Annotated in this window: 18 protein-coding genes and 1 other RNA gene; 10 read left to right on the top strand and 9 right to left on the bottom strand. The window is 48.0% G+C overall.

Annotated features, from left to right (window positions below; genetic code table 11):
* Positions 1–56: 56 nt before the first annotated feature.
* The 5 genes from smpB (at position 57) to BGL48_RS11610 (ending at position 5,686) form a co-directional block, all read left to right on the top strand.
* The gene (gene smpB / locus BGL48_RS11625; protein WP_069362793.1) at positions 57–542 is read left to right on the top strand and encodes an SsrA-binding protein SmpB; all 486 of its coding nucleotides are present in this window, start codon (positions 57–59) and stop codon (positions 540–542) included.
* Positions 543–589: 47 nt separating this feature from the next.
* Positions 590–956: a transfer-messenger RNA gene (ssrA, locus tag BGL48_RS11620) on the top strand.
* A 60-nt stretch (positions 957–1,016) separates the two neighbouring features.
* Positions 1,017–2,705 carry a site-specific integrase gene (locus BGL48_RS16040; RefSeq protein ID WP_083238581.1) on the top strand — a complete coding sequence of 563 codons (1,689 nt, stop codon included), beginning with the start codon at positions 1,017–1,019 and terminating at the stop codon, positions 2,703–2,705.
* Positions 2,706–3,113: 408 nt separating this feature from the next.
* Positions 3,114–4,679, top strand: a complete 1,566-nt coding sequence (locus tag BGL48_RS11615; RefSeq protein ID WP_069362792.1) for an ATP-dependent nuclease — start codon at positions 3,114–3,116, stop codon at positions 4,677–4,679.
* A complete protein-coding gene (locus BGL48_RS11610) occupies positions 4,664–5,686 on the top strand; it encodes a DNA helicase UvrD (RefSeq protein WP_069362791.1) in 1,023 nt (340 codons plus the stop codon). The genes BGL48_RS11615 and BGL48_RS11610 overlap by 16 nt, the downstream gene beginning before the upstream one ends.
* A 970-nt stretch (positions 5,687–6,656) precedes the next feature.
* Here BGL48_RS11610 and BGL48_RS11605 read toward each other — a convergent pair.
* The 7 genes from BGL48_RS11605 to eutB form a co-directional block, all read right to left on the bottom strand.
* Positions 6,657–7,208 (bottom strand): recombinase family protein, encoded by a 552-nt coding sequence (locus tag BGL48_RS11605; RefSeq protein WP_069362790.1) that lies wholly within the window; start codon positions 7,206–7,208, stop codon positions 6,657–6,659.
* A 401-nt stretch (positions 7,209–7,609) separates the two neighbouring features.
* On the bottom strand, positions 7,610–8,692 hold the full coding sequence (locus BGL48_RS11600; protein WP_069362789.1) for a type I restriction endonuclease: 1,083 nt from the start codon (positions 8,690–8,692) through the stop codon (positions 7,610–7,612).
* Between the two features lie 582 nt (positions 8,693–9,274).
* The gene (locus BGL48_RS11595) at positions 9,275–10,519 is read right to left on the bottom strand and encodes a dicarboxylate/amino acid:cation symporter (protein ID WP_069362788.1); all 1,245 of its coding nucleotides are present in this window, start codon (positions 10,517–10,519) and stop codon (positions 9,275–9,277) included.
* A 314-nt stretch (positions 10,520–10,833) separates the two neighbouring features.
* Complete coding sequence (locus BGL48_RS11585) at positions 10,834–11,238, bottom strand: hypothetical protein (RefSeq protein ID WP_069362786.1); 405 nt, start codon at positions 11,236–11,238, stop codon at positions 10,834–10,836.
* Between the two features lie 13 nt (positions 11,239–11,251).
* Positions 11,252–13,159, bottom strand: a complete 1,908-nt coding sequence (locus BGL48_RS11580) for a S8 family serine peptidase (RefSeq protein WP_201264093.1) — start codon at positions 13,157–13,159, stop codon at positions 11,252–11,254.
* 245 nt (positions 13,160–13,404) lie between these two features.
* The gene (locus tag BGL48_RS11575; protein WP_069362785.1) at positions 13,405–14,373 is read right to left on the bottom strand and encodes a cyclodeaminase; all 969 of its coding nucleotides are present in this window, start codon (positions 14,371–14,373) and stop codon (positions 13,405–13,407) included.
* A 37-nt stretch (positions 14,374–14,410) separates the two neighbouring features.
* Positions 14,411–15,391: a hydroxyectoine utilization dehydratase EutB gene (eutB, locus tag BGL48_RS11570; RefSeq protein WP_069362784.1), complete on the bottom strand. Its 981-nt coding sequence runs from the start codon at positions 15,389–15,391 to the stop codon at positions 14,411–14,413.
* A 166-nt stretch (positions 15,392–15,557) separates the two neighbouring features.
* On the opposite strand from eutB, the gene BGL48_RS11565 reads away from it, so the two are divergent.
* Both BGL48_RS11565 and yjjX read left to right on the top strand, forming a co-directional pair.
* Complete coding sequence (locus BGL48_RS11565; protein ID WP_069362783.1) at positions 15,558–16,439, top strand: sterol desaturase family protein; 882 nt, start codon at positions 15,558–15,560, stop codon at positions 16,437–16,439.
* Complete coding sequence (yjjX, locus tag BGL48_RS11560; protein WP_069362782.1) at positions 16,402–16,917, top strand: inosine/xanthosine triphosphatase; 516 nt, start codon at positions 16,402–16,404, stop codon at positions 16,915–16,917. Before BGL48_RS11565 ends, yjjX begins: the two co-directional genes overlap by 38 nt.
* Before the next feature lie 57 nt (positions 16,918–16,974).
* Here the strand turns inward: yjjX and trpR are convergent, their stop codons facing one another.
* Positions 16,975–17,295, bottom strand: a complete 321-nt coding sequence (gene trpR / locus BGL48_RS11555; RefSeq protein ID WP_046075150.1) for a trp operon repressor — start codon at positions 17,293–17,295, stop codon at positions 16,975–16,977.
* A gap of 41 nt (positions 17,296–17,336) precedes the next feature.
* On the bottom strand, positions 17,337–19,352 hold the full coding sequence (gene sltY, locus BGL48_RS11550; RefSeq protein ID WP_069362781.1) for a murein transglycosylase: 2,016 nt from the start codon (positions 19,350–19,352) through the stop codon (positions 17,337–17,339).
* Between the two features lie 225 nt (positions 19,353–19,577).
* Between sltY and ettA the strand changes: the two genes are divergently transcribed.
* The 3 genes from ettA (at position 19,578) to BGL48_RS11535 (ending at position 22,881) form a co-directional block, all read left to right on the top strand.
* Positions 19,578–21,245 carry an energy-dependent translational throttle protein EttA gene (gene ettA / locus BGL48_RS11545; protein WP_069362780.1) on the top strand — a complete coding sequence of 556 codons (1,668 nt, stop codon included), beginning with the start codon at positions 19,578–19,580 and terminating at the stop codon, positions 21,243–21,245.
* Positions 21,246–21,446: 201 nt separating this feature from the next.
* A complete protein-coding gene (locus tag BGL48_RS11540) occupies positions 21,447–21,827 on the top strand; it encodes a PilZ domain-containing protein (RefSeq protein WP_069362779.1) in 381 nt (126 codons plus the stop codon).
* 49 nt (positions 21,828–21,876) lie between these two features.
* On the top strand, positions 21,877–22,881 hold the full coding sequence (locus BGL48_RS11535) for a M23 family metallopeptidase (RefSeq protein ID WP_069362778.1): 1,005 nt from the start codon (positions 21,877–21,879) through the stop codon (positions 22,879–22,881).
* Positions 22,882–22,915: the final 34 nt, after the last annotated feature.

Raw genomic sequence — 22,915 nt, 5'->3', positions numbered from 1 at the left:
ACTGAGTGCGATAATCCTTTCATTCTTCGATATATCCCCTTTATAATGCGGCCACTATGGCTAAGAAAAACGCAAAGAACAAAGCAAGTAGTAACACTATCGCGCTGAATAAAAAGGCACGCTTTGAGTACTTCATTGAAGATGACTTTGAGGCGGGGCTAGAGCTGCAAGGCTGGGAGGTGAAAGCACTCCGAGCAGGTAAGGCCAATATCAGTGAAAGCTACGTGTTGCTAAAAGACGGGGAAGCCTTTTTGTTCGGGGCAACCATTACCCCGCTTAATGTCGCCTCCACGCACGTGGTGGCCGATCCGCAGCGCACCCGTAAGCTATTGCTTAAACGGCGTGAGCTTGATACCTTGCTCGGCAAGGTAAATCGAGACGGTTTCACGGTGGTGGCACTGTCTTTATACTGGAAAAAATCTTTTGCTAAACTCAAAATAGGCTTAGCGAAAGGTAAAAAATTACACGATAAGCGCGATACAGCGAAAGACCGAGACTGGCAGCGACAAAAGTCCAGGATCATGAAAAACGCAGCGCGTTAATCGTTGACGCGGTAGATCAATGTGTTAGACTCTGCCGCTCACACTCTGGGGCTGATTCAGGATTCGACAGGATTGAGAAGGCCCGTGGAGCATGCCGAGGGGCGGTTGGCCTCGTAAAAAGCCGCAAACAAATAGTCGCAAACGACGAAAACTACGCACTAGCAGCTTAATAACCTGTTGAGTGCCTATCCTCCCTAGCCTCCGCCTGTAGGACGGGGATTCAGGATAGTCAAAACCAAACAGGATCGCGTGGATGCTTTGACCCAAGAGCTGAAGCGTTAAAACTAATTTGGGTATGTCTTTGTGTGGCGTGTTTGTCCGCAGCACACTGACGAGATAAAAGACAAACTAAGCATGTAGCGCCATTGGTTAGACTGATTCTGGACGCGGGTTCAACTCCCGCCAGCTCCACCACTTTCCTTTAAGTTGTTGTTTTTATTAAAAGTTCTTTTGTTTCAAGCAGTTAAAAAGCATATGTGTGATACGCAGCTGAGCTACACGGGCGACGATTTGCACATATACAAACGTAAAAACAGCAGCGTTTACTATTTCCAAAAGCGAGTTCCTAGCCACCTAGTCGAGCACTATGGCAAGCGCCTTATTCGCTTCTCTTTGAAGACCTCGAACAAGACACAAGCCAAACAACTAGCTGCAATAGAGGCTGGTCGTCTAACTGAAGAATTCGCAAAGCTTGACGGTCACTCCTTGCCCGAGCGGAAAGTTGAGCTAGTCGATCTACAAAACCTTGCAATTGAAGCGGCTAATCACTGGATTACACATAAGAAAGACCATATGTTTGCTAGTGGTGTCTCTTATGAATCTCTGCATCATGGTCTAGATGAAAGCCTGTCCAGCATTCAAGAGCACGCAGAGGGTATGCTGTACCATGAAGCAACGTTTGACAGTAACCTCCGTGTGAAGCGTGTTTTTGAAGGAGTCTTGCCTGATAGAGCATTCGACATATATAGCGACCTGGAGCCACAACAAAAAGCAAGAGTGTTCATCGAATTCGCTAAGCAATTGAGAGCTCAAACTCAAGGGCTTTACGCTTTGATATCTGGGACGACACCAAGCATTACAAGTGTTGTAAAACCTATTCCAAAAATTGAGAAAGCCCCTACAATCGAGCTCGTTGCAGCTGAATTTCTTGAAAATAAAAAGACAGAAATGGCAGCTTCTGGCAAGCCTATGAGCAGCAAACTGGAGCAACGCTATCAGGTCTCTTTTGATTGCTTAATCGGTCTATTAGGTGGTGACACGCCTGTCAGAGATGTATCTACAACAGATATTCGGGAACTGCGTGACGTATTGATAAGTACTCCATGCAACTCAGCTAAGCTGAAGGAGACAAAAGCTTTAACAACACCTGAGCTTATTGCCGCAGTTAAGAATGGGCAGTTACAGCACTTAAAGAGCCTATCCGTAACCAGTATCAATCAGCGTCTAGAAGCTGTCTCTGCAATGTTCAAGTTCGCAGTACAAGAGCGTTACGCAAGCTTTAATCCAGCAGAGAGCGTCAGGCTCAAGAAAGCAATTGCAGATAAAGATGCTCGCTTGCCATACCCACCTGAAATGCTCAGCAGGCTGCTCCAGCTAACAAAAGGAACTGTACACTATTGGATTGTGCGTGTTGCTTTATGTTGTGGTCTACGTATGAACGAAATTGTTCAGCTACGACCATCAGACATTCGGCAACAAGAAGGAATCTGGTATATCTCCGTCAATGATGAGGGCGGCAAAGCGCTGAAGACACACACCTCTGCCAGATCAGTTCCCATACCGGACGTATTGCTTAAGCTTGGGTTTATTGAATTTGTACGCTCTGTCTCGACGGAGACCATTTTCAATATCAAAAAGCCCAAGGGTGGAGGATATCGCTCTGATATCTACAGCAAGAAGTTCAGGTACTTCACAAAGACCCATGACCTAAGAGCCGACCGTGTTACTTTTCACAGCTTAAGGCACAACTTTAAGGACTTAGCGTTAAATGCGGGCATCCCTGAAGTAGCCTATAAACAGCTAGGTGGTTGGGCAGACGGCTCAGTAAGCGGTAACTATGGTTCAGGGCTGACAATTGCCAACCTGAAGAAGTATATAGAGACTATAGATTACCCCATCGACGAGCAAGAGGCAGTTGATACTCGACTCCATATGGCAGAATAGCTTCTCTATGACCTCTCAGGAAGCCTATAACAGCTAAGTGGAAACACTATTGTTCGATTGATGGTAGCTTTAGGTCTCTATTGCGGGGGTGAGTGGCAGTGCCCCATGATTTCTCTAACCATTTCCTTTAAGCGATAGACCAAACAAACCACAATGCATAGGTGGAAGCCGTTTGAGGCTAAAGCCCTTGTGTCGGTTTGTCGTTTGTTCTCTTTGATGGCTAAGACTGTGTTAGTCAGGACGTAGTCTGCCAGCTATCTAACAGCGATGTAATCAGATCTAACAGATTACTCTAGCTCATATTTGTCCCTTTCAAATTTGTAACTCGTGATTGCTATTGCATTCTTATCACTATTAAACCTATACACTACTCTAGTTAGCCATTTCCATCGGTAAGTGAGTACGACAGTGACACATATTTTGAAGGCAAAAATCAAAAACTTTAAGAAATTTCTAGATTATGAAATCTATTTCGATCCAAAAAGAAACATTCTGGTTGGGGATAATGAAGCAGGGAAGAGCACCATATTGACAGCTATTGAGCTTGTATTAAGTGGCAGTAGAAGCAAGGTAGAAAACTTGGGGATTGAAGCTTTACTTAACACCAGAGCTGTTTCAGCATTTCTAGAAGATGAGAAAAATATAGATAGTCTACCTAGGCTTCATATTGAATTGTTTCTAAACGATACAGGTAACCCAGACCTCAACGGTAAAAATAACAGTGATGGAACTTATGCTGACGGGCTTCAGTTGATCTGTGAACCGAACGAAGAGCTAAGTACGGAGATACGGCAAGTTTTGGAGGCTGAAGGTGATAACTTTCCATTCGAGTTTTACGTCACCAAGTTTATTACATTCAGTGGGGAGGCATACTCCAGTTATCGAAAGTTTTTGCGTTTTTTGTCGATTGACAGCACTCAAATAAACAACGAGTATGCGAACCGCCAATATGTAAAATCCATGTATGAAGCGACCACGGAACAACGTATCCGTTACCGTCTAATGAATGAATACAGACAGCAAAAAAACACCTTCAAAGACACCCAACTAAATGTGATTAATGATGATTTAGAAGAGTACGATTTTGCTATCCGCTCTGGTTCAAAGTTTAATTTGGAAACTGACCTAACTCTCACAGAAGATGATATACCTATTGAAAACCGTGGCAAGGGAAAACAATGCTTCATTAAGACCGCATTTGCATTGAGAGAGCGTGACGAAGGCAAGACAATAGATGTCTTATTGCTAGAAGAACCTGAAAACCACCTAAGCCACACCAGCATGTATAAGCTAATTGGCCAGGTAGAGAAGGCTCATGATAATCAGGTCATAATTGCTACTCATAGCAGCCTAATCAGCTCAAGGTTAGACTTAAGAAAGTCGATTTTACTGAACAGTGCAGCAACCAAACCTGCTTACCTTACAGACCTCACTAGGAACACTGCTAAGTTTTTTGCTAAAGCCCCTAATCATAACATCCTAGAGCATGTCCTTTCTGAAAAAGTCATTCTTGTTGAGGGTGATGCTGAATATATTCTAATGGAATGCTTATACGAGCGTACTAAAGGTCACCCACCAAGCGAGGATGGCATCCATATCATTTCAGTTGGTGGCACTAGCTTCAAACGATATATGGAGGTTTCTAAGCTGCTAAGCATTAAGACAGTGGTAATCCGTGATAATGACGGCGACCATCAGAAAAACTGTACAAATAATTATCATGACCATCTGGCAGATTGTATAGCTGTATACGCTGACGAAGATAACAACAGAACAACTTTTGAAATATGTATGTACCAAGATAATAAAGAAATCTGCGACGACCTGTTCTCAGGAGGGAATATTCAGTTAGAGCCACAAGATTATATGCTGAAGAACAAAACCACCTCAGCGTTTAGGTTGCTTGACGAGAAGAAGAGTGAAATAACGGCACCTACTTACATTAGAGAGGCTATTGAATGGATAAGCGAGTAGTACTAGCAGTCGCAGGATCGGGTAAAACACAACATATTATTGACAAGCTAGACATCAACAGCCGTACCCTGATTGTTACTTATACAGTTAACAATACTATCAATCTTAAGAAACGAATTTTGAGAAAATTTGGGGTCATGCCTAAAGGTGTACGTGTTTATACCTATTTCTCATTCCTCTTATCGTTTTGCGTGCGACCAATAATTGGTAGCGACATGAAGATAAAGGGAGTGAGCTATAGTGAACCACCTAGGTTTGCGAAACGCTACACTCCTGAGCATTACGTTAGTCAAGGACACCGACTTTATCATAACCGTATTGCGAAGATGATGATTGATAGTGGTCACGTACCTGACATTATCAGACGTATTGAAAAGTACTTTGACTTTTTCTGCGTAGATGAAGTTCAAGATTTCGCAGCTAATGACTTCAACTTGCTTTGTGAGTTTTCGACAATAGATATAGAGGTATTATGCGTTGGTGACTTTTTCCAACACACTTTTGATACTAGCCGAGACGGCAAAACTCTAAAAAACCTACATAACAACTATGGATCCTACCTTTACAAGTTAGAATGCGCAGGATACACAATCGACTTAAACACACTTTCCCACAGTCATAGATGTAGCCCGACAGTGTGCAGATTTGTTACCGAGAAACTTGGTATCACAATAAGCTCCCATCGACAAGATGAGGTGGATATTGCCCTAATTGATGATATTGCGCATGTTGAGAGGTTATTCTCGGATGACTCCATCGTTAAATTGTTTTTTAAAGAAAGCTACAAGTACATTGGATGGACTGAAAATTGGGGGAATACAAAAGGCTTGGATGATTTCTCTGACATCTGCATAGTTCTAAACCAAACCACATTCAAAGCCTATAAAAAAGAGCAATTGTCTACTTTGGCACCATCAACATTAAATAAGCTATACGTAGCTTGTACAAGAGCTAAAGGTAGTGTGTACTTTGTTTCACAGAATTTGTTGGCCAAGTACAAATGTTAAACCAGCGTTGTCTTTTAACCTAAAGGCTGAATTAGTGTTTTGTACCTAACTTAGTTATGTCCAAAAGCGACTCTGATAGCATAAGGGACAGTCTGCACGACTAGGTCACGCTTCGCCACCATAGGTGTCAGATTGTGTGTAAGTCAGCACACTAAGGCATATAGCCAAGCCACTTCTATGAGAGCGTCAACATAGTCTCTCAAACGCTCAACTGAATCATTATGATACCTAGACCACTCTCTTAACGTAGTCCTCGAGGAGAAACTTAAAGCTCAGGTGTACCCGTGTAGCGTCAGTGTTGCTCCAGCTATCACCGCCTAGCTTACTAGAGCAGATAACGGTATTCAGACCAGAGATATTAAGAGACCTAAAGTTTCCCTCTTGGTTGTGCCTATACAATATTCCACTAGCACCTACAGACCATACAACTCAGACACACTCTAGTCGACTGCTGCTCACAATGATAACTCCTTCTATCAAGTGAAATAACAGTCAACGCAGAGTCGCTCTACTTAGCTACTCATCCATGCAAGCAAAGGTGCGATAGTGTTGTGCTGGTGGTCTATTTATTATCTGCTACGACTACAGCAGCATTGGTGTGATGTCACAGAGGGCTCTTAATGTATATCTAAGAGTTTTTCCTTGGGCTCTTCAATTAGACGTTGTAAATGGCTCGATTAGACAGAGACTTCTGATGAGAAAGAGCCTGAGAGGGGGAGGCAGTGAGACTGACTCTTAGTGTATATCTAAAAGTTTTCCTTGGGCTCTTCAATTAGACGTTGTAAATGTCTTAGTGAGGGCGTGAAGACTCGACAACAAGGCTCTATCGTTGAGGCTATCAATGGCTAACCTCTCTCAATGTATATCTAAGAGTTTTCCCTAGGGGTCTTCAATTAGACGTTGTAAATCAAGCTGCCAGCACAACATTAATACCTGAAGTCAGCGATGTATTGTTCGGTTGATATTTCATCTATGACTTTTGTAACCTCTTCACCGACGACACAGAGCAGCCCAAAGCCTCAGCTGTGGCATTAATAGAGTACCCCTTCGAGCGAAGCTCACGCACCTGCTCTTTGCTTATAGTGTGAGGGCGACCCATATGCTTACCTTCTGCCTTTGCACGCTCTCTGCCTGCGTTTGAGCGCTCTAGCATCTTCCTTCTTTCCATCTCTGCCACCTTGGACAGAATAGTCACCAGAAGCTCTCCTGCGTCTGTGCTGAGGTCTACCCCTAACCTTGTCACAATGACGTTCACACCGCCTCTCAGAAGCTCTCTCACGGTGTTTTGCACGTCAATGCTGTCTCTCCCCAATCTATCAAGATCGACCGTCACAAGTGTGTCTCCTTCGCGCACATAGTCGAGTAGCTTCTTAAACTCTGGCCTCTTCTCAGCGCTAACTGTCCCGCTCACTCCACAATCAGCGAACTCCTTGTCTATACGATATGTCTTATTGAGCTCTCTTCGTTGGTTCTCGATTGTTTGGTCGTCAGTTGAAACACGGTAATACGCGATAACAGCCATTTCTTACTCTTTATCTTGGTCTATAAGATGGGCTCATAATTTCATATAGGTCTAAAACTGTCAAATAGGACTTATAGACCACCCTGCCGTAGCTGTTTGAGGTAGGTTCAAAAGGCAACATTAAGAGACCTACTAAGGTGAATAATAAACAACCAAAGGTTCTCATTGGGGGGGCGTTAGCACTCATAAAAATATTTTCCACACCACCAATCCAGATAGTTAAATTTCTTATAGGGTGCGCGGGGGGAAATTTAAAACACTATGTATTATTAAATGCGAGAGAAAATTTTTTACGTAAAAACAAAGCAGAAAAGACGAAGAAAGACCCGTAGCTAGTTAACTTAACGCCATCAGATACCACTAGGTAGCTAATTGCGGCTACCTAGGGCTACTAACGAGTTTTACTCGTAAAGGTCTACCGATGCCTTTAACTCCCCAGCCAGCTGGAAAATGTCATCAACACTGTCGATGGGAGTTTTAGTCTCTTTTTTGTTTGAGTCAAAGATTCCTACATACTTCTGTCGGCCATTAAAGTGCAACCTACACAATGGCTTACGATTATTATCATCAAGTAGAATCCCAAAGTAGCTTTGTGTGTCTCGATGAGCGACTCGCGATACATCGACTCTTTCTCTCAGAATAGCTTTGACAACATTATAACCGTCGAGCTCTTCCTCTGTGGTGACTATCTTAGGGTTGCTACCATCAGCTTCGGAAGAGCTTTCATCCTGCTCTGGTTGTTCGTTGGCTCCTCTCGCCTCACGCTCTTCACTGCCTATGGCATACTTCAAACGAGCGTTTATGCTGTCGTTGAGGAATTGCTTCAAAGCTTTTTTCGTTATTTCAGTAAACTGTGCTTTGACCTTGGCTGTTTGCATCCCATCGTAGACCCTAGCAGTCAAAAGCTTTACAAAGTCTTCCTCTGGATCTTGGAACTGCTCTGCTAACACCTTTTTTATTTGATTGAGATACTTCAATTCACCAGCCGCATCGACCACGGAATCGACATCGAAAGAAGTCTTCGTCAGTTTTTTCAGCTCTGGGACTACATGCTCGTCGACCTCGGACATATCTAGAATCAAGAACGGTTTGTCATCCATTTTATTTGGCGCATCGAGGTCAGTGAAAAACTGATACTCACAACCGTTAGTCAATACAGCTATACGGGCATTGGTCACTGAAAAATATCGGTATAGTTGGCTAGAGTGTTTTGGTGAGAGCGCTTCATTCACTTTTTTACACTCGATTAAGATCTGAACATCCCCATCTTTCATCAGAGCATAATCAACCTTCTCTCCCTTCTTCGTGCCTGTATCAGCAGTGAACTCAGGGATAACCTCGCTGGGGTCGAAGATATCGTATCCAAGCACATTGTGAAGAAATGGCATCACCAAAGCAGTCTTTGTCGCCTCTTCTGTTTCTATCGAGTCAGATAGCTGTCCCACCTTTTTGGACAAAGCTTGTAATCGCTCTATGAAGTCCATTTCACTCTCCTTATATCTGCTTAAGTGTGCTTGCAGATGCAACAGCTTTAATACATTTGCTTTTTTATTAGACCATCAACATAGCAAGCATGCTGTGATTGAAAGCCCATCTGTACTCATTACAAGACAACCAATCAGCTTAACTATTTACTCACCTACATAGCTGAGCTACAATTTAGGGAAATTCGGTATCACACGCTCGAAAGACACAAGAAATAAAGCCTTTAAATCAAAAGGTTATGTGCAGCGTGCTGGGCTGGGAAATAGCCTCCCGCCAGCTCCACCAATTTTATATTCAAAGACGTCCACGGACGTCTTTTTTATTGCCAAAAAACAAACAAAATCAATAACTTAGCGTTCACTAAGGTCCATAGATGTCCACCAAACGCTTTGATTTTTAGGTACACCGAGGTGTACACTGATGAAGATGGAGGCTGAGAGGTGTACCCATTATGGCTAAAATCATAGCTAAGCTTACGGATAAGAAGATAAAAGCAGCAACGCCAGAAGATAAAGAGTACCTACTGATTATAGGTTAAAGCTGCAGACGAGAATGTCGCACCTCACTGATCAATCCGCGGATTAACCCACACGCTTTTGCCACTTATCTATTACCGTGGCACCAATCAAATCGCCTTGCACATTGACCGCGGTACGGAAGGTGTCGAGCGGGCGCTCAATGATCAGCAAAATAGCAATGGCTTCCAGGGGGATCCCCGCTGCCAGCAGCACCAACTGCATACCCGACATCGAGCCTGACGGCATGCCCGGCGCGCCTACCGACGAAACCATCGCCATAATGAAGATCATCACAATGCCAGTCGTCGACAGATCAATCCCGAACAGTTGTGCCAAGAACACCGCCGCAATCCCTTCAAATAATGCGGTGCCATCCATATTCATCACCGCGCCCAACGGCAAGACCATGCTTGCGGTCGACGGGGTGACCTTGAGTTCTTCTTTGGCTGCCTGCATCGAGACGGGCAGTGTCGCAGCACTGGAAGAAGTGGCAAAGGCCATCGCCAGTGGCGCGGAAATGGCACGAAATAGGCTCACAAAGCCAATACCACCAGCGACGCGTGCAATAAGTGGCAATACAATCACTGCGTGGACCATCGTGAGTCCAAACACCAAGGCGGCGAAGCTAAATAGCTGGCCAAATAGATCGTTATCGCCTTGATGGGAGAACTGGAAAACAATCGCAAACACCGCAAACGGCGCCAGCTTGATAATCCCTGCCACCATGGTGTTAATGCCTTTATTCAGCCCACGAATGGTCTCGAATAATGGGTGCGACTCTGGCAGTGCGACAATCAGCGAAATGCCGAACAAAATGGTGAACACCACAATCGCCAAAAGGTTACCCTGAGTCACCGCGGCAAATGGATTCACCAACGCCATATTGATAAGTTTGGTGGCAATGGCTCCGGCTCCCGCAGCCTCTTGGTTGATAAAGCTAATGCTCTCATCCACAGGCGGTGCATTGGTGAGCGGTTGCCACTCGGGCATCATCAGCGCTGCGCCAAGACCAATGGTGATCGCGATGGTGGTGGTAAAACCGTAAAACAAAAGTGTTGCACCACCAAGGCGCTTAAGGCGAACCACATTGCCAATATTACTGATCCCTTCCAGTAGCGAGAGCAATACCATCACACCGACCACGGCTTTGAGTAGACCGATATAACTGACCTTGGCGAGCATAAGCAGTGGATACCAAGTGGTCTGCTCTGCGTTTTCAATGGGGCCGAATACCGTGCCCACCAGCCAAGCTAGTGCGGCAGCCACTGCAATTTGCAATGGCAAAGAATGTCTAATGGTTTTCCACATTGTCTTTTCCCTAATCACAGCGTCACAGCTGCATAATGATGATTTGTCTATTTTTTTGGCGCTAAGAAGCGATAAAGCATACCAAGCTGTTAGACGGGGCTCATGTAAAAGTTATGAACAATCTGGAATAACTAGTAACAAAATAGTTGGTGGGGAAATTGGGCCACAGTTTTCTCTACAAGAATGGGGGGAGAGAATGACAAAAAAGTTGGTGGGGAAATTGGGCCACAGTTTTCTCTACAAGAATGGGGGGAGAGAATGACAAAAAAGCCCGCCTAAAAAGGCGGGCTCTTATTAATAAGCGCTCATTTTACTTATTGTGGACGCTGATTTTGTAGATTCAGCTCAAGATTGACAGGCGTATCCAACTCTTGATTTAACGCCTTTTCTAGCTCAGCAACATTGGTACCGGGTGTCGCTTCCAGCAACGCCACGCCATCGAGATAGCTGACTAGGTCGAGACCATATTTTTGAGCTAGCTGGCTGGCGTTCGCCTCACTGGCTTTGACCAAAATCGAGCCTGTGACCGTTAATGGCGCGCTTTGTGCCGAGACGGCGACTTTATCGCCAACCATGACGCCCATTTGCTCGCCACTCATATTACGCGCATTGCTGTCGGTTTCGACGACGACATAGTCTTTGCCATTTAGCTGCACCGTGCCTGCGCTGACACCAAGGCTGATACCCATGACTGCTAGGGCTATCATTAATTTTTTCATACTTCGTCTCCTATTAACCGCGGTGACCAATGACACGCAGTGACCATTGCGTCAATTTACCATCGACGCTGTTATTCGCCATCGACTTCACCTCACCCCCTAAGCTGTATTGACGCGTCTTGCCGTCCGTATCTGTGACGTAGAGTGTCCATTGACCTTGCGATGCTTCACCATTGAACTTATGGCTAAGCATCAGGTGGTCAGTAAAGCCTTCTGGGTAGGTGCTATCTAGGGTGTTCGATAGCATGCTATTGCGTGGAGACATCAGCACGCTACGGGTACCAGAAGGGGACTCGAGTTCAATCAGCAGATCTGACATACGGCTATGCTCGATCGAAGTCCGCACTTGTACCGCCTCGATGGTGAGGTTGTCAGCTACTTGCACACTGTCTGCTGTCGCAACCGACCCGGCATCCGCAATCGTTAACCCAGTTTCACCCTCTTGGTTGTGATAAGACCACGTCCAATCCGTGAATACTTGTGCAGGGAGAGACTGATAGGTCTTCGCGGCTTCGAGTGCTGCATTAACATCAATCAAACCAAAGCCATAGGTTGGGCTATACCAGCGCCCCGCGGCATTTTGCTTCCAACCTTCTAGGCCAGTCACCGTACGCTCACCACCAAATGCCGTTTGATAGGTTAAAAGCACATCGGCATCGTCTGCATCCACGCGTGTCGCCGTCGTCGCTAATAGGTGGCGAATATCGCGCTGAGACAGATTTGGATAAGCTGACATCATCAACGCAAATGCCCCTGAAGTATTTGGCGCGGCCGAAGACGTCCCGTTCATCACGCTGTTGAAATCACAGGTGTTGTCTATCTCTGTCCCACCGTGTAAATCGTGTGAATCATAAGGAATACGATCGTCGCGGTTATAGCCCATGGTACAGCCTGTCAAATCTGTGGTGATATGTGCCGGTTTATTGGTGCCATACTCGCCACCTGGCGCGGTTAAGAAGACGCTGCTACCCACGGAGGAATAAGATGAGCGCTCACCATCCGCATTCAACGCACTCACCGTCACGTTCCAGTAATTGGCATTACTGGATGATTGGTTACTGTTTTGCCACGGTAGACCATGGTTCTCATCTACAGGACCGAAGCGCTGACGGTTAAACGAGGTACGCTTATAGCCATTACCCGCTGATTTGATAAAGACTGCGCCAAGCCCGCCAAAGGCATCCGTGCTCATTTTTTTGTATTGGGCGTTCTGGCGACCAGCATAGCTCATTGGGTCATCGCTATAGGGATAACTGCGGATGCCTGAGCCACCATAGCTTTGGTTGAATATGCGGACATCATCCGAGTAGCCTTCGCGGCCATGGCTGATCTCCCACGCATTTTGGCTTTGGTATTCGAGATAGTTATAGCCTTGCAAGTTGGCAAGCGGTGCGACCCCCATCCCACCAATACCATTATCACGAACCGCCGCTATGATCCCCGCGACCGAGGTACCATGGGCGGTATTACGACTGCTCCAGCCCTCCGGTGTCGGGTCATCATCACGTTCCACAAAGTCATAGGACTTTCCAGCACGGACGTTAGCGGCCAGATCGGGATGGGCAATTTCTAACCCATCGTCGACGACGGCAACGTTAACGTTTTGTCCCAGCACATCTTGGCGATGGGCTAACCATACGTTGAGATCATTGCCTGGTTGGCCACCCTCTCGGGCAAAGGCATTTTGACCACGGTTGAGCAAATGCCACTGTTCGGCCGTAAAGGGATCATCACCGGGCAAGCAACGCTCATCGCTGGTACGACTGCCATCCATGCCGCTCGCTCCAACCAGTGATACACACGCTTGTGGCTCTGGATCGGTGGGAGGGTCGACAGGATCTGGCACTTGGGCCATCGCCCACACCCCGGAGCTGTGAAAAAGTGCGCCGATAATCAGCGCAAGAGAGCTGTGTTTGTGCATTTATCATTCCTTTTTACACTAACTAGACGTGTCTCAATTCTGAGAGACCCATCATTAGTAAAAAGAAACAACCTCAATAGAAACAGGCTATTACAAGAAACGTGATCTTATGCCTAATTATCAAAGCATGTAATCTAATTAATTGAACAAAACCTGCAAGTTTTAACTTTTGTGTTACATGACTGTGCAATAACTGTGACGTTAAAAACACTTATAATGTAATAAGTTATGCTTTTTGATTTTTATTATAATGCCCCAGCATCGCCCGAGCCATGAGCATGGTGCAATGCACTGACCACGTAGTTTGCTATGGCAGTGTCTTGCACGCCTGTTCCCGTTAAATCACACACGGTGACCGCCTCATCACTTCGCGCGATGGGACGCCCCGACGCCACCGTTTTGCCTAACTCTTCCACACATCGTGACAATGCCAGCCCTTTTAGCTCACCCAACACCTCAGACTGAGCACGTCTATCCACCAGCACCCAGTCGGCATTGTGCAAAATATGAGGATCAAGCTCGCGCTTCTCTGCACTATCCGAGCCCATCGCCGTGACATGGGCGCCCTTGGGAATGTCTTGCCAATGCAAAATCGGCTGCTTAGCCGGTGTCGTGGTGACAATAATATCGGCCTGTTGACAAGCCTGTGCCACATCTTGGTGAGGGATCACTCGCACTCCCAGTTCGGCCTCAACCTCTGCTTTATACTGCCTTGCTTGTGCATTGTCTCGTGCCCAAACATGCACCGTGTCTATTTCTCTAACCAGTTTGAGCGCAGACACTTGTAACCTTGCTTGCGTGCCCGCCCCCAACACAGTGACAATGTTGGCATCATCACGCGCGCAATACTTGGCACTTAACGCGCCGGCTAGAGCCGTACGTAAATCAGTCAGGTATCCTTCATCAAACAGCACGGCCTCCACCAAACCGGTTGATGCAGAGAAAACCACCATCAAACCATTAAGGCTCGGCAGACCTATCGACGGATTATCAAAAAAGCCAGGACTGACTTTAATCGCAAATCGCTCAGCGCCTTTGATGTGAGCGGTTTTCACATCGACTTCGCCGTTGTGCTCGTGAATGGCCATGCTTAACACAGGAGGCATGGTTACCTCGCCACGCCCCAAGGCACTGAACGCATTTTCAATCACACTGAGACTGTGCGGGTTAAACGTCGCAACAGATTCGATTTGCTGACGATGATATAGCTGCATACGGGCTCCTTTGACACTCACCAAATTCAACCACAAGCTAAGAGCGAGCCTGCTCACTTAATGCCATGACCGCTGTCAGGGTATCGGTTGATACATTATTTCCACTGACCACAATCACCACTTTCTTGTCCTGCCACTCTAACTGGTGCTGACATGCCGCGGCCAATCCCACCACGGCGGCACCTTCTACCCACCTATTTTCGCACTGCCACATATCGATCATCGCACGGGCGATAAACGCTTCATCCACTTGATAATGTTGCGTCATCACTTTAGGCACCAAAGAAAAGGTGTATTGATTATTAAGGCCAATGCCTCCACCCAGGCTATCTGCCAACGATTCAGATTCAGGCACAGCCACTGGCTTACCCGCTATGATGCTTTCATGCATCGCAGCCCCATCGCGAATTGAGACGCCAATTAGGTCGATATGTGGGGCGATGGTACGCGCCGCTAAGCCAAGTCCTCCCACCAAGCCGCCTCCCGATAAGCCGGCTGCAATTACATCAACATCTGGCGCATCTTCAAGGATCTCAAGCCCAATGGTCCCTTGTCCGGCAATAATATCGGGATGATCAAAGGGAGGGATATAACACAACCCATCACGCGAAACGGCCTCAAGCGCGGCTTGTTCAGCTTCATCCTGCGAACGCCCCACGACCCACACTTGCGCGCCCATTGCTTTAACAGCGTCCACTTTGTTGTCAGGTACTAACGAAGAGAGACATACGGTCGCCGGGATCCCAAGCTGCTTGGCCGCGTAAGCAAGCGCACGGCCATGGTTGCCTGTCGAGCAGGTGATCACACCACGCTCACGCAGCGCCTTGGGCAACCGACTCAATGCGTAGGTGGCACCGCGTAATTTAAACGCGCCCGTCGGCTGGCTCGTTTCGAGCTTCAGCCAAATTTGTGCTTGGTAACGCTTAGAAAGCGTCGGTGAATAAACAAGCGGTGTGCGCGCCGCCACTGGCTTTATCGCTTGGCGGGCCAGGTATACATCATGCAAGCTCGTTGACACGCTCCCTCCCCCTTCACGTTACGTGGTCAGTCAGCACGGAGAAATACAGCACTGTTAGTAAACAGATTAGTTGCCTGACACCCAGGATCCAACCTTCTATTTTCACCATTTGCGCTAAACGTTGGCAGGGTTTATCGCGTAAACTCTCTATAAATGAGGAGTGGTTATGAATTGGATTGAAGCGCACGAAGCCGGGTTTAGGCTCAGCCTGTTTGCCTTGGTACTGTTGGTAATGCTCGTCGCCGAATGGCGGTGGCCGAAGCGCAAGCTCACTCGCACGCGGCGAGAGCGTTGGTCAGGGAATATCTTATTGACTGTATTTAATACCCTCACGTTGCGAGTACTGGCACCGATTTCTGCAGTGGGTGCGGCCAGTTTTGCCGCCGCCTCGGGTTTTGGTTTTTTTAATCAGCTTTCGCTTCCTGAATGGGTCGCGGTTCTGGCCACATTAGTTGTGATGGATATGGCGATTTGGTACCAACACAAACTCTTCCACCAGGTACCATGGCTGTGGCGGCTGCATCTAGTGCATCATGCCGATATGGACATTGATGTCACCACAGGCGCGCGTTTTCACACGGTGGAAATTTGGCTGTCGATGGCCATTAAGTGCGTGTTAGTCGCGCTACTTGGCGCACCTATTGTCGCCGTGATCGTGTTTGAAACGCTACTCAGCGGGATGGCAATGTTTAATCACAGCAATGTTCGTCTCCCCAAGCACCTAGACGCTTGGCTGCGCCGCTTTATCGTCACACCAGATATGCACCGGGTGCATCACTCCACCCGTTTTCATGAATGCAACGCCAATTACGGGTTCAACCTTTCATGCTGGGATCGCTGGTTTAATACCTATGTACCACAGCCACGCAAAGGGCACCAAAAAATGCGAATTGGCTTAAGCGAAGTCGGCCAACCGACTGATGCCATTCATGTTTTTGGAATGCTGCGTTTACCCCTCCGTTGGCGTATACTGCAACGCGCCTACCAACACAAAAAGGAGAGCTGGGCGCATGAAACAGGTGATCGTCACGTCCAAAAACCCCGCTAAAATCGCTGCGGTTGAGGCCGCGTTTTATGACGCTTTTCCCGACACACTTTTCACCTTTACGGGCGTTTCCGTCGCCAGTGGCGTGGCAGAGCAACCAATGACAGAGCAAGAGACCTATGCCGGCGCGTGTAACCGCGTTCGCCACGCCAAAGCGGAATACGAAGGAGACTTTTACGTCGGGGTAGAAGCAGGCTTAGATGGTCAACATACCTTTGCATGGATGATGATAGATGATGGGACAACGCAAGGCGAGGCACGCTCAGCCTCACTGCCTCTCCCTCCAGAGGCGTTGGACGCTCTGCACCAAGGCGAAGAGCTTGGCGATGTGATGGACAGAATGTTTGCCACTGAAAATGTAAAACAAAAAGGGGGCGCCATTGGCATGCTCACCGGGCATCGATTAACGCGCTCAAGTGTATACCATCAAGCGCTAATCATGGCGCTGATTCCGTTTATGCGCCCGCACTTATACCGTTAACGCCATAAACAACGGCGCCCTGTGGCGCCGTTGTTTGTCTATTTAAGGCTTTGTTGATTAGGTCGATGAGGTGGACTGTTCAGCTTCTCGTTTCAATAAATCAGCCAGCCAATTTTTGGTCTCGTCATCCATCCGCTTTAACTCATTCGAGCCGCGTGTGACGGTCGCGATCCCCACGCCCAATAATTGACTCAACTGGCGCTGACTCATTCTCCCTTCTAACAACTCATGCAAAATATTAATCCGAGCCACCAAGGTGTCTCGCTCGTCGGGGGTCAATAAGGCCGTCAACAAGGCATCATCATTATCATCTTGTCCAGCACGGCGCACTAGCGCGATAACATCTTGCCAACCAGAAAATGCAGGCGATTGCGACATGGATTCCTCTCGCTCTTTACGTGATGGTCGCGATTATAACATTAATAACGCTGTGCCAACTCGTGTGCTCTTAAAAACTGCACGGGCTCACCTAAAAGTTGGCGATAGTAAATATCGAACATCAACACGTTCTGCACATAATGGCGCGTTTCATAAAACGGGATCGACTCGATGAAAGCAATGGCATCCATGTGCCCTTTCGAACGTGCCAGCCAGCGGCTCACTCGATGTGGTCCAGCATTGTATGCCGCGAAAGCGAGAACGCGGTTGCTATCGAAGCGATCGAGCATCATTTTCAAATAACCACTGCCCAAGCGGATATTCACGCCCGGATCGCTAAGACTGGCCGGCCCTTGATAATCAAACCCTAACCGACGCGAGGTTTCACGTGCCGTACGCGGCATCAATTGCATCAAGCCTCTCGCGCCTACGTGAGAGACCGCACGGGTAAAGAAAGCACTTTCTTGGCGTGACAGCGCCATCAATGTGGTTTTATCTACCCCACGTTCGCGACTGAAAAACTCAAACCACCACTGATGAGCCAGCGGAAAACGCAACGATAAGTGGTCCCACATTTTTCCGGCAATGGTGGCTTGTACTGCGAGATGATACCAGTGCTGTTTATTGGCATAAGCGGCCAGGAGCGCAATTTGCTCATCACTGGCGCGCTGTAACACATAATACCACTCGCGCTTCGCCGCGTAGATTTTATCAAGCGCAATCAGCTCATCGACTCGCGCCAGCACATCATTGACAGGCATCAGACCCGCCTCTTTCAACACCGCAGTACGCGAAGGGATATGGATCGGCTTTTCTAGGTGCTGAGCGGCAGCCACACTGTAAAAATTGCGCTCACCCAACAGGGTTTCAAACGCCTTATTCGCCGCGTGACTGTCGCCAAGCTCTAACTGAATCCGCGCTTGCCAATATCGCCATTTTAGTGATTGTTTCGCCTCATCACTGAGCAGTGAAAGCCATTGATTCAATACGTGCCAATCACCTTCCACCAACGCCAAGCGAAACCGTCGCTCGAGCAGACCATCATCGTCGCTTTGTCTCAGCATACGATCACGCCACCCCGCAAGCGCCGGTTCATCGTCATTCATCAGTTGGCCAATAAGATAATCAGCGATGGCTTGTCGTTCACCTTTGTCGTAATGCTGCCCTTCTACCGTGCGACGAAAATGGCGAATGGCTTGCGCTTCGTCTTTACGCGCCAGTCTCTCAAACGCAAGACGAGTCAGCTTTTGGTTAAAGGGTGTCACTTTGCTTCGCTTGGAAAAGTCAGCAACTTGTTCAGGCTTGTCATAAAGATCAATAACTTGCTTTCCCACCGCTTGGTGAGTGTTGGGAAGTTGATCTTGTAGGTAATGCATTAAGCTGCGATTGCGCCCCTCAAAGGTCAGCAACATCCGCCGCAAGATTAAATCACCAGTGAGTTGCTTTTGCTCGGAGAGGTAATCAAATAAGGGATCGCATGCACTGTCGACTGATTGGCCAGACAAGTAGAGTGATTTCGCGCCACTGCGCGCTAATGCACGATTGCCAGCCTGGCTGTGAGCGTAATAATACTGGCATTGATAACGCTCCCCTCTTGGTACATCGGGCTGGAAAGCGACCAAGGTTGCCCAATCTTTTCGATTCGCCAGTAGTGTCAGGTAGTCAGCACGCAGACTATTGGCAAACGGCATGGTGGTGTAACGCTGAATAAAGTTGGTGACCGAGGTGGGCGACTTTTCTGAAAGGTTGCGAGTAAAATCACGGTAATCTAAATAGGGATAAAGGGGATAATCACGCAATTTGGCTTTGAGGCGGCGAAATTGGCGTAATTCACCACGCTCAATCGCATCAATAGCAGCCTCATATTGACGCTGCGCAGGCGTCATTTGCCCACTGTCTGGACTCGCCGACGCCAGAGCAAGAGAAGGAGAAAAAGCGGCCCCTAGAACCCATAAAATAAGTCCGGGTCGCAGTGAACGGGAGAAGGCACGGACACCACGACGCACCGCGTGAGATGCATTGCGTAAAGGCCCGGACAAAGCGATGAATCGTTCCATGTCAAAGGTCGCTCCTAATCAATTAACACCGTGACGAATGTGTCACATTCAGCATGTGTGACAACGAATAGACAACAATCGCATCAGCAAATTCCCTCGCGCTTTGGCAAATGGTTTGCTGCCCATGGGTTATATTACCCACCGAATATGACAATCACTGTTAAACTTGGCAAAGTTAACGTTAGAATAGTGTCTTTTACACCACAACGAGTAGCGTGAGCAGAAATGGCTGAGTACGTATATACCATGTCGCGGGTGAGCAAGATCGTGCCACCTAAGCGCCAAATTCTTAAAGATATTTCTTTGTGTTTCTTCCCAGGCGCCAAAATTGGGGTGCTAGGCCTCAACGGGGCCGGTAAATCGAGTCTATTGCGCATCATGGCCGGTATCGATACCGAAATTGAGGGTGAAGCCCGTGTGCAACCAGGCATTAAAATTGGCTACCTTCCGCAAGAGCCAGCGCTAGACGAAGACAAAACCGTGCGTGAAACCGTTGAAGAGGCGGTCTCGGATGTGAAAGATGCATTGACGCGTCTCGACGCTGTCTACGCGGCCTATGCCGATCCTGACGCCGACTTCGATGCCTTGGCGCAAGAGCAAGGTGAACTGGAAGCACTGATCCAAGCCAAAGATGGTCATAATCTTGATAACGCGCTAGAGCGTGCCGCCGACGCCCTGCGTCTGCCGGAGTGGGATGCGCAAATCAAAAACCTGTCTGGGGGTGAGCGCCGCCGTGTGGCGATTTGCCGTTTGCTACTCGAGAAGCCCGATATGCTGCTACTCGACGAGCCAACCAACCACTTGGACGCCGAATCAGTGGCATGGCTAGAACGCTTCTTGGTCGACTATACCGGCACGGTTGTGGCGATTACGCACGATCGCTACTTCCTTGATAACGCCGCTGGTTGGATCCTTGAACTAGACCGTGGTGAAGGCATCCCTTGGGAAGGCAACTATTCATCGTGGCTTGAGCAAAAAGACGTGCGCTTGAAGCAAGAAGCCTCCCAGGAAAAAGCGCGCCAGAAAACCATTGAGAAAGAGCTTGAGTGGGTACGTCAAAACCCGAAAGGCCGTCAAGCCAAATCAAAAGCGCGTATGGCACGCTTTGAAGAGCTTAACACCTCCGATTACCAGCGCCGTAACGAGACCAATGAGCTGTTTATTCCACCCGGCCCACGCCTGGGTGATAAAGTCATTGAAGTTAACAACCTCACTAAGTCATTTGGTGATCGCGTATTGATTGACGATCTGTCTTTTAGCGTCCCGAAAGGCGCTATCGTCGGTATCGTTGGTCCCAATGGTGCCGGTAAATCCACACTGTTCAAAATGCTCAGTGGTACCGAAACACCGGACGCAGGCACCGTAGAGGTCGGTGACACCGTACAATTGGCCTCGGTGGATCAGTTCCGTGATAGCATGGACGACAACAAAACCGTTTACGATGAGATCTCGGAAGGTGCCGATATTATTCGCATCAATAACTTTGAGTTACCTGCGCGTGCTTATGTCTCTCGCTTTAACTTCAAAGGGAGCGATCAACAGAAACGTATCGGCGATTTGTCCGGCGGTGAACGCAACCGCGTCCACCTGGCTAAGCTATTGAAAGCAGGCGGCAACGTCCTGCTGCTTGATGAGCCAACCAACGATCTGGACGTTGAAACCCTACGCGCCTTGGAAGAAGCCCTGCTCGAGTTCCCAGGCTGTGCCATGGTGATTTCACACGACCGCTGGTTCCTTGACCGTATCGCCACCCACATCCTTGACTATCGTGATGAAGGCCAAGTGAATTTCTTTGAAGGTAACTTTGCTGAATACACCGATTGGTTGAAGAAAACGCTGGGCGCACAAGCGGCTGAGCCGCACCGCATCAAATACAAGCGCGTTACCAAGTAACGCCGCACTAATGAGGGCAGCCAACGCTGCCCTTTTTATGGTCTCCTAGCAGGTAAAGCGGCTCGCAACAAACCGCACTCCATCCGCTTTCTTACGCAAGAACACCAAAAAATGTTTCAGAATCGATACGTCCACGCAGATAATTAGGTCGCCCGCCATGCATCGCCTACACTTAGTTCAAAGGATTGAGGAGATGCGATCATGCCAGAGCGTAGAAAGTTTTCCCGCGTGATGTATCGTGCCCCCGCGATACTCAAGCAAGATGAACAGGCGTGGCACGCGCAGGTTCTCGACTTGTCTCTCAAGGGTGTGTTGCTCAGCCGTCCTGAGAACTGGCAAGCAGACCCGCAACACACAGCATTCTCGTTGGTCTTTTACCTGCATGACTCTGACGTAGAATTAGACATGGACTGCATTCTGGTCAATAACTGCGAGAATTACCTCCATCTTTATATTGATCACATTGACATTGATAGTGCCAGTCATTTAAAAAGGCTTGTTGAACTCAACGTTGGCAACGATGAACTCCTTCATCGTGAGCTAGCGCAGTTGACCGACCCAATGGCAGAGTCAGAATCGTAACGCCACATCGTCATGGGCGGTATCAAACGCAGGCCAGCAGTAACCAGTCATGACAGATCATATTCATATCGCCATCTCACACCCAAATGGTGTGAAGCATTATACGCTTTGCCCTACCCGTAAAAAGGTAGTGCAAACTTTGGCGTTAGTAGTGCTGGCCGTTCTCACCGTGACCTTTGCCAGCCTCTATTTACTCTCCGAGCGTTCCACTGAAGCCGAAGCTGCGGTTAACCGGTTACGTGAAGAGCGTGCTGCATTGAATAACGAAGTGGCCATGTTGCAACAAAAACGCGATGAGCTGTCACAAACCATCGAGAACAAAGATGTCGAGCTGACTGCACTGACGCAGCGCGTGGTGACAGTGGAAGATATGCTGGGGCTGCAATCGGTGGCCAAAGACGCCTCACTGACCCATCGGCTTGATGTGGCGGCGATTAACTCCGCAGTGCGCTACACCATGCTTCAGCTCATTCCTAATGGTAAACCGATTCAAAGTTATCGCCGTTCATCTGGGTATGGTTCACGCACGCACCCAGTAACGGGCAAAGAAAAATTCCACATGGGGTTAGACTTAACCGCAGACATCGGCACTCCGGTGTATGCCCCGGCCGATGGCGTGGTGGAGTATGTCAGACCCAGTCGCCGCAAAGGCTATGGTAATTTTGTAAAAATAGACCATGCCTTTGGCTTTATGACCCTCTACGCCCATCTTGATAAGTTTAATGTGCGAAGTGGGCAGTTTGTAAAGAAAGGCGACTTGATTGCCTGGTCGGGTAACACGGGTTTATCCACTGGCCCTCATTTGCACTACGAAGTCCGCTTTTTAGGACGAGCGCTGAATCCGCGCCGGTTTATTAAGTGGAGTGCTGAGCAGTTTGATACCTTGCTCGAAAACGAGAAGCGCGTCAGTTGGGGACATTTAGTCGCGGTAGTGGAAAACTTGGTCGAAACTCAGGTACAAGTCGCCAATATGCCCGACGCTGAGCCGCCACTGAGCACCGCGCAGCAGCGCGAAGCCGATGTGCAAACCACACCGACAAAAGCCTCAATGTAGTAGAGGTAATAGAGCCGTAGAGGTAGTAGAGCGA

The organism is Salinivibrio sp. SS3, from assembly GCF_001722105.1.
In the GTDB taxonomy this organism is placed as follows: Bacteria; Pseudomonadota; Gammaproteobacteria; order Enterobacterales; family Vibrionaceae; genus Salinivibrio; species Salinivibrio kushneri.
Note: the sequence above shows the minus strand (reverse complement) of the source record. Positions and strands in the feature narration are given on the sequence as shown.

What these genes read in the sequence shown, in the direction of transcription:
- BGL48_RS11540 (WP_069362779.1), top strand. Translation starts at nt 21,447, where the DNA reads ATGCCAGAGCGTAGAAAGTTTTCCCGCGTGATGTATCGTGCCCCCGCG.
- smpB (WP_069362793.1), top strand. Translation starts at nt 57, where the DNA reads ATGGCTAAGAAAAACGCAAAGAACAAAGCAAGTAGTAACACTATCGCG.
- yjjX (WP_069362782.1), top strand. Translation starts at nt 16,402, where the DNA reads ATGAAACAGGTGATCGTCACGTCCAAAAACCCCGCTAAAATCGCTGCG.
- BGL48_RS11585 (WP_069362786.1), bottom strand. Translation starts at nt 11,238, where the DNA reads ATGAAAAAATTAATGATAGCCCTAGCAGTCATGGGTATCAGCCTTGGT.
- BGL48_RS11600 (WP_069362789.1), bottom strand. Translation starts at nt 8,692, where the DNA reads ATGGACTTCATAGAGCGATTACAAGCTTTGTCCAAAAAGGTGGGACAG.
- trpR (WP_046075150.1), bottom strand. Translation starts at nt 17,295, where the DNA reads ATGTCGCAATCGCCTGCATTTTCTGGTTGGCAAGATGTTATCGCGCTA.
- BGL48_RS11580 (WP_201264093.1), bottom strand. Translation starts at nt 13,159, where the DNA reads ATGCACAAACACAGCTCTCTTGCGCTGATTATCGGCGCACTTTTTCAC.
- BGL48_RS16040 (WP_083238581.1), top strand. Translation starts at nt 1,017, where the DNA reads ATGTGTGATACGCAGCTGAGCTACACGGGCGACGATTTGCACATATAC.
- ettA (WP_069362780.1), top strand. Translation starts at nt 19,578, where the DNA reads ATGGCTGAGTACGTATATACCATGTCGCGGGTGAGCAAGATCGTGCCA.
- BGL48_RS11605 (WP_069362790.1), bottom strand. Translation starts at nt 7,208, where the DNA reads ATGGCTGTTATCGCGTATTACCGTGTTTCAACTGACGACCAAACAATC.
- BGL48_RS11595 (WP_069362788.1), bottom strand. Translation starts at nt 10,519, where the DNA reads ATGTGGAAAACCATTAGACATTCTTTGCCATTGCAAATTGCAGTGGCT.
- BGL48_RS11575 (WP_069362785.1), bottom strand. Translation starts at nt 14,373, where the DNA reads ATGCAGCTATATCATCGTCAGCAAATCGAATCTGTTGCGACGTTTAAC.
- BGL48_RS11535 (WP_069362778.1), top strand. Translation starts at nt 21,877, where the DNA reads ATGACAGATCATATTCATATCGCCATCTCACACCCAAATGGTGTGAAG.
- sltY (WP_069362781.1), bottom strand. Translation starts at nt 19,352, where the DNA reads ATGGAACGATTCATCGCTTTGTCCGGGCCTTTACGCAATGCATCTCAC.
- BGL48_RS11565 (WP_069362783.1), top strand. Translation starts at nt 15,558, where the DNA reads ATGAATTGGATTGAAGCGCACGAAGCCGGGTTTAGGCTCAGCCTGTTT.
- BGL48_RS11610 (WP_069362791.1), top strand. Translation starts at nt 4,664, where the DNA reads ATGGATAAGCGAGTAGTACTAGCAGTCGCAGGATCGGGTAAAACACAA.